This is a genomic window from Chryseobacterium sp. AC417, assembly GCF_979258215.1.
In genome coordinates this window covers 2,004,216-2,020,890 of sequence record NZ_OZ409845.1, presented here as the reverse complement: position 1 = coordinate 2,020,890, position 16,675 = coordinate 2,004,216, and the positions used below count along the sequence as shown (strand labels likewise).

Below are 16,675 nucleotides of genomic sequence, written 5' to 3'. Positions count from 1 at the left end.
TAATTATTATTTGATTATTTCTATAAAGGTTTGAATTCAAATTGTGGTTTCCCACGTTCTCCTTCCGGACTGGTAAGCCGCATGAATTTTAATTTAAAATAATATCCGTTGGCATCTTTTATAATGTAGAAAACACTGTTGTTGACAGAAGATCCTCCCGGTCCTGCTACCCGCCAATTTCCGCCAATCGTTCTCTGATCATTGTAAACAAATTTCGACTGATCTATATCTGAAGTTTTAAACTGATTATAAGTTTCAACACCTGTAGTTGGTGCAGTCACTTTTACTTCGTACGCAGCAGCACCTCCCATAATGTTGTGGGTAACGAAATCTGCGTATACATAACTTCCGGCTCCGTCAATCAGATTTGTAAAGACCGTGAATGAGATATCCCATTTTTTCTTTTCCGGTTGAATGCTAACTTCTTTGTTGTTTTTAAGACTGAAAAATTTAAAGTTGTAAGAGTCATTTTTAGTGATAATTGCTTCTTTAATTGTCGTAGAATTGAGCTCAGCATACCTGATTCTGTAACCATCACCATATCTTGTCACCTGAATTTTCATCCATCCTCTGTTATCACCACCCGTAAGCGCAGAACCTGTAGGAACCGTTCCTGTATAAATATCTTTTCCCATATTGACGATGTAAATTCCGTTTTCAGCATCATTTGCTTTCACTTCACCAATTGCCGTTGCCGCAGAAGGAAAATTGCCTGTTACGGCATCCACATAAATAACATTCGAAGGATTGTAGTTTGCTACCTGCACCTGAGTCATCAAAGCCGATGTACTGATCTCATTCACCTGAGATAAGTCGGTTGCATTAGGAACTTTTCCTGCTCCCATCGCAATGGAAGAATTAAGAACAACTTTAAATTCGTTTCCTGAATATAATGCAAGATCCCAATCTGTTCTTTTGTTGAAGGTCTGTTTAGGATTTCCATCAGCATCAACTTCACTCAGGTCAATCCAAACCTGATTGGGTTGTGCGCCACCTCCCACAGAAGGCTCTACAGTTTTACCTTCAATGGGCGGAACCGCTATAGGATCTTCACGATCATTGATACAGGACTGCGAAATGAAAGAAGTCCCCACCAGAAGACAGAATAGTATTTTTTTCATTTTATTTAAAAATTATAGTTTAATCTTACGAAATAACTTCTGCCGTAAAAAAGATTCTGATTGTCGTTGGCAGCGGAATGACCATCACCTGAAAGCACGGTATTTCTGATGGTAGAGACATCAAATATATTTTTAACACCTGTACTTACTTCTAAATGATTATTAAAAAACGGCTGGCTCACTGTAAAATTCATCATATTGAACCCATCAATTTCTCCTAAAACATATTCTCCGGGATCCACTCCAGGGTTTACAGAAGCTTTGTGAGTGTATTGTTTACGTTTGCCAGTATATTTGTAGTACAGCGCAAAAAGTGTTTTGGTTTTTTCTAAAGTATAGTTGGCTCCAAGATTGGCTTCTGCATAATAGTTGTAATCATCCGGAGAAACTGCATTTCCTGTACTTATACTTTGTGAAATTCCCAAAACCGAAACTCCTGTGTTAAGCGAGAAATTATTTTTTCTGAGACTGATCCCACCCCCGAAAACCGTTGATCTATAATTATCTACATTGAGGTAAGTAAATCTCAGAGGCTGATTGTTGACAATCACATTTTCAATACGATTTTTTACATCGAGATACATTCCTGAAAGATTTAAACTGAATTTCCAGGCTGAAGATGTTGTTGTATTGTAATCCCAGAATAAACCTGCAGAATAACCTTTTTCCGGATTTAAATTTTCATTTCCCCGTATGTCGTGGTTATTATCAACCACATAAGTATAGAGCTCATCGTATGTTGGAAATCTGTTGGCAGAACCGAAAACAGCACGCAAATCAGATTTTTCCGAAGTATTGTATTTTGCAGTTAAGGAATAATTATATTGAGAATCAAACTGATCACTTAAAGCTAATCTCACACCGGGGCGAATTGAAAACTGATCAGTCATTCTCCATTCTGCAGATAAGAAATTAGCGTAATTGAAAATGGTTCTTTCAATATTGATTCCGTTATTATTAGATTCAAAAGTTGATGCGGCGGCATATCCGCTTGTATGATCGAGTTCGTAGCCTAACTGAAAATTAATTTTATCGTTATCAAGGAAATTGCTGAACATTCCACGGGAATAAAATATTTTCGAATTGTAAAAGGTAGATTTATCTTCTTTTGAAAGGATCTGTCTGTTGGGAACATCGTATTGATACTTTTGAGATATTCTTTCCTGAGTCTGATAAGAAAAATCACCGTTATAGTTAATCCTTGCACCAATTTTTGTCTGAAGATTCAACTGATGAATCCATCGTTTGGTAAAATAATCAACATCGTTTGCCGTGTAAGTTCTGTTGCCGTTTCCTAGTGGTAAATCTGTTAAGCTGTTATCATAAAAATTAATAGTCTCTGTAAGAAAATTTATTTTATAAAAAAATGAAGTATTTCCTTTAGAATAGCGTACTGCTGCATTGGTAGTTAACTGATCTTTTGGCAGCCATTCATTTCCTCTCAGCTTCTCATCACCTTTGTTTAAATATTGATAACCTCTCAGATTGCCCTTATATCCCTGAAAGTCATTATGATTAATATCTGCTGTTAAAGACCAATGATCTGAAACTTTGTATCCTAAGTTTAAAGTCTGAACATGTCTGCCTTCCCCTTTTTTAAACCAGTCATAATCTTTGTTTACAGTCTCTTCCTGTAAACTGATCTGAGCACTGAACTTTTTTGCATAGCTTTTTTTGGTAATGATGTTGATCACTCCGGCTACTGCATTATTCCCATATTCTACACCCATTGAGCCTTTTACTATCTCAATTCTTTCAATATTATTAACATTTATTTTGGTAAGATCTACCAGATTTCCCATTCCCTGATCGCTTACGACAGGTATATTATCGATGAGAACTTTTGTGTATTGTCCGTTTAGTCCTAAAATATTGGCATTAGAATCGCCACTTCCGGAATTGGGTTCCACTAAAATATTCAGATTTTGATTAAGAACTTCAGCTGCATTGGTTACAGCCATATTTTTAATTTGTGCTGCATCTATTACCTCTACTTTGTAAATAGATTTGTTAACAGACTGTTGTGTATACTGTCCGGTGATCACGACTTCATCGATCTTTTTCAGACTAAGAGAATCTCTTTCCTGTGCATTGATCCAAAAAAGAGCTGATAATGATACCACAGAAAGCACTTTCTTCTTCATAAACTCAAATATTTTTGACAAATATATGCTTTATTTAGAATAGTTAAAAATAATTTTATTAGTTTTGTAGAATAATTCTAAATAAAAATAACGTCATGAAAATAAAACTACTTTTAGGAGCTTTAGTTTTTTCTGCCTTATCAGCAAATGCACAGGTAGCTACATTAAACGAAACATTCAATGCTTTTACACCGGGACCGGCAGCATTCCCAAGTAACGGATGGACAACCGTTTTACCTGCAGCAACAGGAAATCCGGGACCAATGATGTTGGTTGTTGTAGACGGAGCCAACCGATTTTTACAATCTTACTCAGGAGGAAATATGAATTCACCATCATATGTAGTGAGTCCTCAAATTGTAGCACCTACCGGTGACAAAACGCTTACATTTAAAGCAAGAAAAAACACCACCTCAGCTCCTGGAATGATTCAGGCTGGTCTGGTTTCTAATCCTTCAGATATGTCGACATTTGTAGCATTAGGCGCACCAACGATGTTGACAGGAGATACATTCCAAACCATTAATGTGGTTGTACCCAATTCTGCTTCTACTTATTTAGCCATAAAATTTACAGGTCACGTCGCTCCGCATACAGCGTTGGAATTTGATGATTTCCAATATTTACCTACAGGATCTTTAGGTGTTTCGGATTATCTGAAACCGACTGAAGAAATTAAATTTGCCGTTAATAATGAAAATACGGCTTTACAGTTTACGGGAAAATCTGAACCAAAAAACGTACAGATTTATGCTGCAACCGGAGCAAAAATCACAGAAGGAAAGCCGAAAAATAAGCAATTTGATATCACTACACTTCAAACGGGTGTATACTATATTTTAATTGAAACCAATGAAGGAACGGTTGTAAAATCGAAATTCATTAAAAAATAAATACTTTCTATTTTTTCTAAAAAGGCAGTCTCATCAAGGTGAAACTGCCTTTTGCATTTTTTGGCTTCTAGCTAAATTAATAAATCCTGAAACCTTTGTAAACCTGAATAGTTTCTGTAAGAATTTTTGAGGCATTATTTCTGAACTCAAAAAGATGATCTGTACCGTTGTGACGGTTGTGGTGTTCTGTGCTTTCCCATAATTCAATTAAGAAAAAAGTTCCTTTCTGCTCATTGTCTTCAATCAATTCGTATTGCAGACATCCTTCTTCCTTTCTGGTTTCTCTTACCAATTTCTGAAAAAGATCAACTGCTTCCATCAGGTAACTTTCGTTAAATTTGAAAAGTGCCACAATATGTAAATTCATGCTTTAATTTTTAGGCTGTAAATGTAAAATTTTTGAAGCTGAACTATTGTCGAAATCTTAAAATATTTATAAAATTTATCTAAACTAAAAAATAGATTTATAAATCGTAATCGAGCTCATCACAATTACCAAAGTGCCTATGACGATAAACATTTTTTTCACGGGTAATTTTGATGTAAGCATGGCTGAAAAAGGTGCAGTAATAATTCCGCCAATCAGAAGACCGAGAATGATGTTCCAATGCTGAATTCCCAGAGTAAAGAAAAAAGTAACTGCTGCTGTAGCCGTTAAAATGAATTTTGCAACAGTAGAACTTCCCACTGCAAATCTTGGTGTAAATGAATTTTTAATGAGCGTTCCTGTAACCAAAGGTCCCCAACCGCCACCCGCAAAAGAATCTATAAAACCGCCAATTGCACCCAAACGGGTAAGGTTGGTTTTCTTTTTTAAAGTTTTGTCTTTTTTAGGATTAAAAGCATTTGATAAAATCTTAAAACCAAGATATAAAGTATAAAAAGCTATAATAGTTTTGGTGATTTTCGAATAATATTCACCCAAAAAAGTAAGGCATAAAGCTCCGATTACAGCTCCAAAAACTGCAGGAATTGCTAATTTTATTACCAGACTTTTGCTTACATTTTTAAGTTTAATATGGCTTATACTTCCTGCAGCTGTTGTGAAACTCTCCGCAGAATGTATACTTGCACTTACAATAGGTGGCGGAATATTCAAAAACAAAAGTGTTGTGGTACAGATCACACCATATCCCATTCCCATAGAACCTGCGACAACCTCTGCAAAAATCCCCACCAAAAGCATCCAATAAAAAATATAATGATCTTTTGCTAAGATTACCTGAACCTCATCCAAATATCCCAGTTGATAGAATAAAAACATCATAACAGCCAAAATAATGACCGTTATAATAAGCACATTTAGCCTGATCTGAATTTTGCGCGAGATGATCATGCTACAAAATCATCACCGCTGCAACGGTAGAATTACTTGTTTCATCAATCAAAATTGCATTTCCGGTAGATTGGCTATCTTCAAAACTATCAAAAACCAAAGGTGAAGAAGTTTTCAATCGCAGTTTTACGACTTCATTTAATTTTATGCTTTCTGTAACCTGATTTTTTTCTAAAGTATTCACATCAATTGTATACTCAATTTCTTTGATGATTGCCTTCAATGTTTTGCTTTTATGCTGAATAAAATATTTATTTCCTTCATTCAGTTCTTTTTTATCCAGCCAACAGACGATTGCTTCAAACTCATTTTCTACTTTTGGGTGTTGGTCAGTTTTCACAATAAAATCACCTCTACTGATGTCAATATCATCTTCAATGTGTAAAACTGCAGGCTGATTGGTAAACACAAGATCGACTTCCTTTCCTCCGGTTTCTATTTTTGAAATTCTCGTCAGAATATTTTGTGGAAGAACAGTAACCTCATCGCCTTTTTTGTAAACTCCCGAGATCACTTCTCCGGCATATCCACGATAATCATGCAATTCTTCAGTTTGAGGACGGATAACGTACTGCACCTGAAATCTGGGATTTTCCGAATTTTTGCTTTCATTAATTTCCACGTTCTCCAGATAATCTAATAATGGTAAGCCTTTATACCAGCTCATTCTTTCAGACTGTTCTACGATATTGTCACCATAAAAAGCTGAAATAGGAAAATATTCAACATTTTCCAATCCTAATTTTTGTGCTACCAAATCGTACTGCGCTTTTATATTATCGTAAATTTCTTCAGAATAATTTACCAAATCCATTTTATTGATGGCAACCACCACATTTTTCATTTTCAACAATGAAGCGATGATAGAATGTCTTTTGGTCTGCTCTATGACGCCTTGTCTTGCATCAATCAGAATCACGATCAGCTGCGAATTTGAAGCTCCGGTGATCATATTTCTTGTATACTGAATATGTCCGGGAGCATCAGCGATGATAAATTTTCTTTTCGGAGTAGAAAAATACCGGTAAGCCACATCAATCGTAATTCCCTGCTCTCGTTCTGCCCTCAAACCGTCCGTAAGGATGGCGAGATCGATTCCGTTTTCATTTTTATTTTTTGACTGTTTTTCCAAAGCTTCAAGCTGATCAATCAATATATTTTTGCTGTCGTAGAGCAGTCTTCCAATTAATGTACTCTTTCCGTCGTCTACGCTTCCTGCTGTTATAAATCTTAATATGTCCACAATTAATTTAGTTATAAGTGATGAATGATAAATTATTTAAAAGCTTATTGCCTAAAAATATCCACTTTTTTTACGGTCTTCCATTGCGGCTTCAGTCACTTTATCATCAATTCTCGTTTCGCCACGTTCAGAGATTTTAGAAGCTGTAATTTCTCTTACCACATCATCCAAAGTTTCGGCAGAGCTTTCTACGGCGGCAGTACACGTCATATCACCAACGGTTCTGTACCGGACTTTTTTATTCTGAATGGTATCATTTTCATCAATCTGAATAAAATCTGAAACAGCTATAAGATTTCCATCAAATTCAATTACATCTCTTTGATGTGCAAAATAAATGGATGGAAGCTGAATATTTTCTTTTTTAATGTAATTCCAGACATCAAGCTCCGTCCAGTTGGATATTGGGAAAACTCTTACATTTTCACCTTTATTGATTCTCCCGTTGTAGATGTTCCACAATTCGGGACGCTGAAGTTTCGGATCCCATTGCCCGAACTCATCACGAACGGAAAAAAATCGCTCCTTGGCTCTGGCTTTTTCTTCATCTCTTCTTGCCCCTCCAATACACGCATCAAACTGAAATTCTTCAATTGTATCTAATAAAGTATGGGTTTGCAACCAGTTTCTTGAGGCAAATTTACCTTTCGGTTCGGTTAAATTTTTAGTTTTAATGGTATCTTCCACCTTTCTCACGATCAACTCTACTCCTAAATTTTCTGCTAAATAATCTCTGAATTGCAAAGCTTCCGGAAAGTTGTGTCCAGTATCAATATGCACCAAAGGAAAAGGAATCTTCATAGGTGCAAATGCCTTTATGGCTAAATGAACCAGCGTTATAGAATCTTTTCCGCCACTGAAAAGCAATGCAGGCTTTTCAAACTGTGCTGCGATTTCACGCATAATGTAGATGCTTTCCGCTTCCAACTGTTCCAGATAGTTTAATGTATATGTGCTCATTGAGAATTTTTTGTTAGTGTGTATGCAGACCGCATTCTTTTTGTGAACTTTCCCACCACCATCTCCCGGCGCGTGGGTTTTCATTTTCTTCGATTGCTCTTGTACAAGGCTGACAGCCAACGCTGATGAATCCTTTTTTGTGCAGAGATAATTCCTGTACATTATTTCGTTCCAGGTAATCTAAAACTTCTCTGTACGTCCAATTAATCAAAGGGTTGTATTTCCAAAGCTGTCTGCCTTCATCCCACTCGATGATCGGCATATTTTCACGATTTTCAGATTGCTCCGTACGAAGACCAGTGATCCAGACTTTTGCATTTTCCAGTGCTCTGTTCAGAGGTTTCACCTTTCGGATAAAGCAACATTCTTTCCTGTTTTCCACAGAATGGTAAAAAGCATTGATGCCTTTGGTATTGACATAATTTTCTACATCTGATGCTTCCGGAAAGTAGACTTCTGTTTTGGTTTTATATCTTGAATTGTTTTGCGAAAGTAAATCGTAATGCTCATAAAACAGTCTTCCGGTATCTAAAGTAAAGACTTTGAAAGGTAGCTGATTGCGAAAAATAAGATCGGTAATCACCTGATCTTCCTGACCAAGCGATGTTGAAAAGACCACTCCATCCGAGAACTTTTCTGAAATAAATTGCAATCCATCCTTTGGTGAAAGCTGTTCTAGTCTATCTGCATCTTCTTTTAAAATCATGGTTTATCCATTTGAAGTTGTGCAAATATCTAATAAAATTATTATCCTACCAAATAAGTAGACTTATAAATCAAAAAAAAGGATCAGATTAATCAATCAAATCCAATAAAGTTTTTTGGTCTAAAATTTTAAGTGAAGCATCCCTAACTTCTATCAAAACATCATGCAGGCTGCAATGATCTTCGTTGCAGTTTTCACATTTTTCGTAAAAATTAAGACTTACACATGGAAGCATGGCAATAGGACCATTTACAAGACGGATGATTCTTGCTAAATTTACTTTTTCCGGAAGTTCTTTGAGAAAATAACCTCCGCCTTTACCTTTTTTACTGTCGAGAATATCTGCCTTTTTTAATTCTAATAAAATATTTTCAAGAAACTTCAACGGAATTTTCTTGTACTCGGCGATTTCGGAGATTAAAACCGGCCCTTCATTTCTCTTTTCTACAAGATATGAAAGTGCCTTAAAAGCATATTGAGATTTTTTTGACAGCATTGCAACAAAAGTAAGAAAATAGTTTGAATTGTATAATGATTAAGCAGAAAGTTAGGAAATTGAAGTTGAATCATAATAGGATATTAAAACTGCCTTTGACTTATAACCAAATTCGCTAAATTTGCTTTTATGTTCAGTAAACAGGAAGCACAACAACTTAAGCAAGAATTTTGGACGGCATTTGGTAAGTCGTTCCCGAGAAAATGGATTTTGTATGATACAAAAGTAAAGGATTTTTCATTTAAATTTAATGCTGACAACAAAAAAGCGGAGGTTTCTTTAGATATAGAAATGAAAGATGAAGTCTACAGAGATGCCTATTATAATAAGATCTGGTCACTCGAAGATATTCTGAAAGATTATATTGGAGAATTTCAAAAAGAAGAATTTTATCCTTTGGAAAACGGAAAAATCATCAGCAGAATCTGGGTTGAAAAAGAGGGAGTTTCAGTATTCAATAAAAACTCATGGCAACAAATTTTTGAATTTTTTGTAGACAAGATGGATTGCTTTGAGAGGTTTTATTATGAGTATGAGGATTTTATAAAAGATGTTTGATAATTATGATTCTTGAAATTATTGCAGAAATCTTATTGGAATTATTTTTTTTTAAACTTCCTGTTTTTATTTACAGGAAAGCAAAACTACTTTTCACTAAGAAAAATAAAATCAAAACTAAATAATTTCAAAACAATCATAACTGTTATTTTTTACCAAATGACAAATCCACAAAAATTGCTTTACCTAAATTGTACCCATGAAAGAATTATTTGATTATATTCTAAGATTTGGAAATCTTAACCAGCAACAAATAGATTTTATCAAAAGTAAAGCAACAGAAATTACCATTTCAAAAGATGGGTATTTTTCTGAGGCAGGAAAAATTGCAAAACAAGTTGGCTTCATTACAGACGGAATTCTGAGGGTTTGCTATTACGATAATAAAGGAGAAGAAATCACCAAATATTTTATTGAAGAGAATAATCTTGTTGTAGACCTCGAAAGTTTCGACAATGAACTTCCCTCAATAGCCTATGTGCAAGCCGTTACAGACTGTAAGCTGATTGTTTTTCAAAGAAAAGACTGGCTCGAACTCCTACAAACCATTGTGGGTTGGGATGCTATTGTTCACAAAATCATCTCCAGAGCTTTGATGCAGAAAGTGGAGAGAAGAAGTCCTCTGGTTTCTGAAGATGCCAAAACACGCTATCTGAAGTTTCTGGAAATTTATCCGAATGTGGTCAACCGTATTCCGCTGTCCTTTATTGCATCTTATTTGGGAATTACCCAATCTTCTTTAAGCCGAATCAGGAAGAATATCAGTCTGTAGAGGCTTGAATTTGGATGCTCGAGGCTGGAAGTTTATAGATTCGCTGTTTAATTTAAATCTTTTAATCAAAAAAAACGCTTTTTGCCAAATGGCAAATGATATTATTATGAAACAAGGCAACTTTGTACTGTTCAAATTAAAAAAACAAAAAAATGAATACAGTATTAATTACAGGAGCCAACAGAAGTATTGGGCTTGAAACCGCAAAACAACTTTCACAAAAAGGATTATTCATTTATTTAGGAAGCCGTGATCTCGCAAAAGGTGAAGCCATCGCAGAAGAACTTTCCGGGCAGGGATTTCAAAACATCAAAGCGATTGAGATTGATGTTACCAATCCTGAATCCATTTCGTCAGCAAAAAATATTGTGGAAAGCGAACAGGGAAAACTGGATATCCTGATCAACAATGCAGGAATTCTGGGAACAAACCTTCAAACGGCAGCAGAAGTTTCTGTGGATGACATTAAGAATGTTTTTGAAACCAATTTTTTTGGAGTTATCAGTGTTACCCAGGCATTTTTAGATTTGCTTAAAAAATCTGAAAGTCCGAGAATCAGCAATATTACTTCAGGATTAGGCTCACAAACCTTACACAGCGATCCCAACTGGAAATATTATCAGGTGAAAACTGCGGCTTACGGTCCTTCAAAATCTGCTTTAAACGCCTATACCATCGTTTTAGCCTATGAATTAAAAGATTTACCTTTCAAAGTAAATGTTATTGATCCTGGTTACACCGCTACAGATTTCAATCATCACAGCGGTCCTGGTTCTGTGGAAAGTGCAGCTGATTTCATTGTCAAACATACTTTAACGGATGAAAACGCACCAACCGGACAGTTTTTCAGCAATGATATCGAAGACGAAATAGGAATCAGTCCGTGGTAGAAAAATATTTTGATAAAATTAAGAGAGACTCTGGTTTCTCTTTTATTACCATTTCCTGAAGATATTTTTAAGAACAATATAAGTTTCAGATTCAAAACAAAAAAACATCCGCCAAGGCAGATGTTTTTCTTATGTATTTTTATAAGCTGATTATTTCTGAGCAGCTTTCACGTCGATAGCGATTTCGATATCTTTACTAATCATCCATTCTGCAGGGTCAGCTTCAGAAGTTCCGAATTTAATTCCCCAGTCAGCACGGTTTACTGTAAATTTAGCAGCAACATTTGCAGATTTATCAACAACATCTACTTTTGCAGGGAAAGAAACATTCATTGTTTTTCCTAATAAAGTAAGGTTTCCGCTTACTGTTTTGTTGGCACCCGGTACAGCGTCTGTTCCTGCAGCAGCAAGATCTTCAACTTTAGTGATTTTAAAATCAGCAGTAGGAAATTTTTCAACGTTAAAGAAATCTTCATTCTTCAAATGACCTTCAAGATCTGTATATTTTTTATCCTTTTCAGTTACAGAAGCAGGATCTACTTTGATCGATTTCATATTGATAACAAATTCACCTGAAGTCAATTGGCTGTTATCAACAGATAATTCACCTGAAGTGATTGCAAGAGTTCCCCAACGTGGAGCCATACCTCCTTTATGGAAAGCTTTCCAGTTTACTTTAGAAGCTGCTGCATCTACTGCAAATACAGATCCCTGTTTTTGAGCTACAGTCTGTTCTTGTCCTGCTGCTACAGTTTCTGCCTTTTTATCTCCACAAGATGCCAGAAGCAAACCCATTCCTGCTAAAGCGATTACACTGATTTTTTTCATTTTTTTAAAAATTTAATTTTGTTATTGATTAAGTATTGCTTTACTAAAAAGCAAAAATACCGTTTTATTATTTGACTATGCAAACCTCGGAAAAATTTATGATTTCAATCATTATCATAGGATAAGAAAATGAAAAAATATTATTAAAAGGAATATTTGTTTTTCAAAATAGATTTGGCCTTCCCAACTTAGGACATAACAATAAATTCATTAAAGTCTTTATCTTGCGTGAGTGATTTTAAAGGACGCTTTTTTTTATATTTGAAAATTATATAAGCTGCATCAGAATGTACAGTTGATTCAGAAAAAATGAAAAGACTTCTGCCTTCTAATGATAACTGTATTAATTTTATACATCAGCGACACAGCTATTATGCTTTACCTTTTTAATTAATACCTTTGAATCAATTTAAAAAACTAATAAAAATGAAAAATCTCTGGTTACTGATCTTTTTTCCGATTTTAGGAATTTCGCAAAACAAAAATGCGGCAACAATTAAAGTGCACGAAGGGGTCGCACTTCATGACGAAGGCAAATACGATGAAGCTCTCATAAGATATGACGAAGCACTCACTTTGGACAAAGACAATCTCATTGCACTTTCAGAAAAAGCAATGACGCTGGAATCTTCAAAAAAATATGATGAGGCGATTGAAGTGAGCAAACACATCATCAGCCTTTATCCTAATGAAGATATCAAAAACACATACGTTACCTACGCCAATTCTTTAGATCATCAAAAAAAATCGGAAATAGCGCTAAAAATCTATGATCAGGGTTTGAAAAAATATCCGGATTATTACCAGCTTCACTTTAACAAAGCGATTTCTTTAGTTAACGCAAAACAGATCGAAAAAGCTTTAGAATCATTTCAAAATTCTGTAAAACTTAAACCAAACCATCCGGGTTCTTGGAATGCTTTGGCTGCACTGAACAGAGAAAAGAGAATTCCTTCTATTTTGGCATCGTCTAGATATTTAGTTTTAGACAACAAATCTCAACGTGCCAAAGGTAATTTAAACTCTATCCTTGATCTGATGATGGAGGGAATAACTCAGAATGATGACAAATCAATCAATTTAAACATTGATCCTTCAACCGTAGATTTGGCAGCAGGTGAGAAAAAAATTGCCAATAACTTTTCTTCGACAGATATGGTGTTATCGATGTCGGCAGCACTGGATTTTGATGATAAAAACAAAGATAAAACGGAAGTACAGAAATTTATTGACAAATTTGACCCAATATGCAGATCGATGAATGAAATGAAAAAAGGACAAAAAGGGTTTTATTGGGAATTTGTTGCTCCTTACTTTATAGAAATGGAAAAGAAAAAATTGACAGAAACGTTTGCCTATATAATATTTCTGCCCAAACAAACGGAAGATGTTACCAAATATCACGAAGATAACAGCCAAAAGATTAAAGATTTTTACACTTGGTCTGATAACTATGTCTGGAAATAAAATACTATGCTGAATAGCTTACGCATACAAAAACTAACATAGGACAAGAATGGACGAAATTTTTAAAAATTACGAAAAGACAATAAAGAGGAAGCATAGCGTACATTACTCTCCCAAGTATAAAGAAGAATTTAGAACAAGTGTGAATAAATTTTTTTTTATTGCTATTGCTGAAAAAACAATCGAAAAACTGGTTTGGGATATAGTATATGTAGAAGAAAGCTCCATAGAAGCAAAACGAAAAGAAGAAAGTTTAGGTGTTGAGCGCTGGACAGAAGCCATCACAGCAAGTTATGCAAATGGTAATATTGTTGTTAAAAGTCAGAGTTTGGGGAATGAAATATGGGATATTGGAAAAAATTCAAAACGTGTAAAATTATTTATTTATGCATTTGAAGAAACCTTAAAAACATTTGACCAACAATCATTAAAAGAACTTGAAAAGGAAATAGAAAGAAAAAATAATTTGGACGACTATGTAATTCCCGAAACATTACCAAAGCCAAAGCAAGCAAAAATCCCAAATATTGCAATACCAATTGTTGGCGGCTTGATAATTTCTTTAATTCTTGGTTTTATATTAGCGTCTATTTCAGTCAAAGGGCTATATTTCTTGTTCTTATTTGAGTTTTTAGTCGCAACTGCAATTAGCTTTGCAATGAAATATTTAATTAAATTTTCAAATTTTACAAACTTCAGCAGATTGCAGTATATATTAGTTGCCATGATAATCTTGACTTATCTGTCAAACCAGTATTTTCAGTACGAAATAATTTTAAACAAATATGATTACGAAAGAATTGGATTTTGGGAATTTATCAATTTAAGATTTTCGCAGGGTTTTACAATACAAAATATGAATACAGGCGGGATTGGTTTAATAGTAAGCTGGATTATACAACTTGGTTTGACAGGACTTTTTATTTATCTTAAAATTATTACAGTTTGGACAAAATATGTCATTGAAAGAGTTCCCGTAGAAGTCGTGGATTTTACTTATTATCATTTCGTGAAAGGAAAAACAGAAGATGAAGTGAGAAATGAACTTACTAAAAAAGGTTGGACTGAAAAATTAAATCAAGACGAAGTACTGGAAGCCATTGGTGGTTTTCAAACTGCAACTGAAATAAATAGAATAAAATAAAGCTATTAAAAGCGTACTCAAATTATAATCTTTTGTCGATTTATAACAAATACGCCTTCAGTAATTACTATTATTAATAATAAGTTCCAAAATTAAAAGAGAAATTTCACGTTAAAACACTTGTTGTTATATCATCAGAATTTAATAAAACAAGTACATACTTTTGTTCAATAATCTAAAATCTAAAATTTATTGATTTAAAAAGGCCTATGCTGCTGTTTAGAATTTAACCCTATAATACTAAACTTATTCATCATTATAGCATTATCTATCTTGTCATCACCATCGCCCATTCAACAATCATATTTTACATATTAAGAAATCAAATTAATGCAGATCAAAAAATAACATTGATCTAAAATCAAAAAACACATAAATATTTTTAAAATTTATTTAAAGTAATTAAACAAAGAAAAAGAGAAACCTCGCGGTTTCTCTTTTCATATTTTATCCAAATTTCTTCTTTCTTAGCCAGAAGAATAAACCTCCTAAAAGTCCGATAATCGCTAAAGGAAGCAACAAATTAAACCATTGCCAGTTTGTTTTTTCTTCACTGATTCTATGTCGGTCGAGAAGACGTTCTTCTATGTTTCGGTTTCTGAGTTCCATCAGGTTGCTGTCATCGAGAAGATAATCTAAGGCATTTCTAAGAAACTGTTCGTTACCGAACTGTTCATCAGTCAGCATATCAACACCCAGAGGAAGCGGTTCACCTTTCATTACTTTATTTCTCCCAATATCACCGTCTGCAATTACGATCATTTTATTTTCAGGACTTGTTGCCTTAAAACCTGGATAAGACTGTCTTTGAATTCTTGAAGCATAAGCTGAAGAAAATTTGCCTTCCAGAGCAACTGCAAAAATCTTTGGTGTGCTTGGTTTTTCCATTTGTCCGAGGCTGTCGACACTGGCAATTTCGCTCAGTTCCACATAATTCGGAACCTGTTTCAATAAAGTTTTTTCGCTTGACTCAAAAAGAACATGGGTTTTAAATTTCTTTCCGCCTAAAGTATCGATGGAAGTTGGAAATTCAAATTTTACCGGATTAATATTTTTTGTAATCGGATTGTTGTTTTCAGCAATTCCCAACGGGAAATAAGGCCATGGAAGACTCGTATATTGAGGATTTCCTCCTACTTCACCGGTCACCAATTTAAGAAGAGCAAATTTTTTCACATCTTTCACCAAAGCAGGATTGATTCTTAAACCATAATTAAAAAAGAAATCGGTCATGTTGATATCAACAGGGAACGGCATTACTTTTTTAGATCTCGTCAAAGTATCCATTTCGGCATTCACGGCATCAATCATCCAAAGCGTTTTTCCACCGTTCATGATGTACTGATCTAGTATAACTTTTTCACCGTCTGTAAATGCTTTTCTCGGTTTTGCAATAACCAAAGCACTCATTTGCTTTAATAAAGGTAAATCTGCTAAAGTCAGTTCCACATTATTTTTCGGAATGATTGGTCCTGCATCATAACTTTCTAAAGCCAGATTCATAAAACCCTGAAATTCTTCAGGTCTCAGCTCGTCCTGATTGACCAAAATTCCGACTTTTTTTCTTTGTTTGGTCGCAACGGCTTTGATATTGGAAACCAGATTGTATTCTAAATTTTCAATCGATTTTCTTAATTGTTCATCTGCATTAATATTTGCCTGCTGTACTACCAAAGGAATCGAAGCTCCGTTTTGACCTTGCTTTACCACTGCGTAAGGGAACAAAGTGATTTGCGAAACTTTCCCATCCTTTATGTCCGGAAGAATGGACGGTTGCATTCCCATCGCCATCAAAGTGTCCTGAGACATTTTGGTTTTGATGGGATCGATGAATTTAAAATCTATTTTAGGATTGATCTTTCTGAATTCTTCGAGCATAAATTTTGTTTCGCTCTGCAGCTGCTTAAAGCTTGCCGGAAAATCTCCTTCCAGATAAACATCTACCGTCACTGGTTTTTTGATCGATTCTAAAACTTTGATCGTACTTTCTGAGAGGGTGTATCTTTTCTCTTTGGTTAAATCCAACCGAATTCCTGAAAACATCAAAATGATGCTTAAAGGTAAAACTACAAACAGTAAAATTCCGAATGGAGATGTAAGGGATATCTTCTTCATGT

The 16,675-nt window shown here is 34.7% G+C and carries 16 protein-coding genes; 6 read left to right on the top strand and 10 right to left on the bottom strand.

Annotated elements, in window-relative coordinates:
• Nucleotides 1-20 precede the first annotated feature (20 nt).
• A complete protein-coding gene (locus tag ACZZ9T_RS09775; protein ID WP_463441930.1) occupies nt 21-1,121 on the bottom strand; it encodes an HmuY family protein in 1,101 nt (366 codons plus the stop codon).
• A 5-nt stretch (nt 1,122-1,126) separates the two neighbouring features.
• Entirely contained in the window at nt 1,127-3,265 is a 2,139-nt protein-coding gene (locus tag ACZZ9T_RS09770; protein ID WP_463441929.1) for a TonB-dependent receptor plug domain-containing protein, read from the bottom strand.
• Nucleotides 3,266-3,360: 95 nt separating this feature from the next.
• Here ACZZ9T_RS09770 and ACZZ9T_RS09765 point away from each other — a divergent pair, with 95 nt between their 5' ends.
• Nucleotides 3,361-4,158, top strand: coding sequence for a choice-of-anchor J domain-containing protein (locus ACZZ9T_RS09765; protein ID WP_463441928.1), 798 nt, complete (start codon nt 3,361-3,363; stop codon nt 4,156-4,158).
• Between the two features lie 76 nt (nt 4,159-4,234).
• Here ACZZ9T_RS09765 and ACZZ9T_RS09760 read toward each other — a convergent pair whose 3' ends face one another.
• The 6 genes from ACZZ9T_RS09760 to ACZZ9T_RS09735 form a co-directional block, all read right to left on the bottom strand.
• Nucleotides 4,235-4,525 carry a putative quinol monooxygenase gene (locus ACZZ9T_RS09760; RefSeq protein WP_463441927.1) on the bottom strand — a complete coding sequence of 97 codons (291 nt, stop codon included), beginning with the start codon at nt 4,523-4,525 and terminating at the stop codon, nt 4,235-4,237.
• A gap of 84 nt (nt 4,526-4,609) precedes the next feature.
• Nucleotides 4,610-5,425: a sulfite exporter TauE/SafE family protein gene (locus ACZZ9T_RS09755; RefSeq protein WP_463441926.1), complete on the bottom strand. Its 816-nt coding sequence runs from the start codon at nt 5,423-5,425 to the stop codon at nt 4,610-4,612.
• Between the two features lie 70 nt (nt 5,426-5,495).
• On the bottom strand, nt 5,496-6,737 hold the full coding sequence (locus ACZZ9T_RS09750; protein WP_463441925.1) for a sulfate adenylyltransferase subunit 1: 1,242 nt from the start codon (nt 6,735-6,737) through the stop codon (nt 5,496-5,498).
• A gap of 51 nt (nt 6,738-6,788) precedes the next feature.
• Nucleotides 6,789-7,697, bottom strand: coding sequence for a sulfate adenylyltransferase subunit CysD (gene cysD / locus ACZZ9T_RS09745; RefSeq protein ID WP_463441924.1), 909 nt, complete (start codon nt 7,695-7,697; stop codon nt 6,789-6,791).
• A gap of 13 nt (nt 7,698-7,710) precedes the next feature.
• Nucleotides 7,711-8,403, bottom strand: coding sequence for a phosphoadenylyl-sulfate reductase (locus ACZZ9T_RS09740; RefSeq protein ID WP_463441923.1), 693 nt, complete (start codon nt 8,401-8,403; stop codon nt 7,711-7,713).
• Between the two features lie 88 nt (nt 8,404-8,491).
• A complete protein-coding gene (locus ACZZ9T_RS09735; RefSeq protein WP_463441922.1) occupies nt 8,492-8,899 on the bottom strand; it encodes an RrF2 family transcriptional regulator in 408 nt (135 codons plus the stop codon).
• A 129-nt stretch (nt 8,900-9,028) separates the two neighbouring features.
• On the opposite strand from ACZZ9T_RS09735, the gene ACZZ9T_RS09730 reads away from it, so the two are divergent.
• The 3 genes from ACZZ9T_RS09730 to ACZZ9T_RS09720 all read left to right on the top strand — a co-directional run bounded on the left by ACZZ9T_RS09730 (nt 9,029) and on the right by ACZZ9T_RS09720 (nt 11,119).
• Complete coding sequence (locus tag ACZZ9T_RS09730) at nt 9,029-9,457, top strand: DUF4268 domain-containing protein (RefSeq protein WP_463441921.1); 429 nt, start codon at nt 9,029-9,031, stop codon at nt 9,455-9,457.
• A 199-nt stretch (nt 9,458-9,656) separates the two neighbouring features.
• Nucleotides 9,657-10,229 carry a Crp/Fnr family transcriptional regulator gene (locus ACZZ9T_RS09725; protein WP_463431658.1) on the top strand — a complete coding sequence of 191 codons (573 nt, stop codon included), beginning with the start codon at nt 9,657-9,659 and terminating at the stop codon, nt 10,227-10,229.
• Nucleotides 10,230-10,381: 152 nt separating this feature from the next.
• Nucleotides 10,382-11,119: an SDR family oxidoreductase gene (locus ACZZ9T_RS09720; RefSeq protein WP_463441920.1), complete on the top strand. Its 738-nt coding sequence runs from the start codon at nt 10,382-10,384 to the stop codon at nt 11,117-11,119.
• A gap of 150 nt (nt 11,120-11,269) precedes the next feature.
• On the opposite strand, the gene ACZZ9T_RS09715 is transcribed toward ACZZ9T_RS09720, so the two are convergent.
• Nucleotides 11,270-11,947: a YceI family protein gene (locus tag ACZZ9T_RS09715; protein ID WP_463441919.1), complete on the bottom strand. Its 678-nt coding sequence runs from the start codon at nt 11,945-11,947 to the stop codon at nt 11,270-11,272.
• A 426-nt stretch (nt 11,948-12,373) separates the two neighbouring features.
• On the opposite strand from ACZZ9T_RS09715, the gene ACZZ9T_RS09710 reads away from it, so the two are divergent.
• Nucleotides 12,374-13,414 (top strand): tetratricopeptide repeat protein, encoded by a 1,041-nt coding sequence (locus tag ACZZ9T_RS09710; RefSeq protein WP_463441918.1) that lies wholly within the window; start codon nt 12,374-12,376, stop codon nt 13,412-13,414.
• Between the two features lie 49 nt (nt 13,415-13,463).
• Nucleotides 13,464-14,558 carry a hypothetical protein gene (locus ACZZ9T_RS09705; protein ID WP_463441917.1) on the top strand — a complete coding sequence of 365 codons (1,095 nt, stop codon included), beginning with the start codon at nt 13,464-13,466 and terminating at the stop codon, nt 14,556-14,558.
• Nucleotides 14,559-15,005: 447 nt separating this feature from the next.
• Here the strand turns inward: ACZZ9T_RS09705 and gldG are convergent, their stop codons facing one another.
• The gene (gldG, locus tag ACZZ9T_RS09700; protein WP_463441916.1) at nt 15,006-16,673 is read right to left on the bottom strand and encodes a gliding motility-associated ABC transporter substrate-binding protein GldG; all 1,668 of its coding nucleotides are present in this window, start codon (nt 16,671-16,673) and stop codon (nt 15,006-15,008) included.
• Nucleotides 16,674-16,675: the final 2 nt, after the last annotated feature.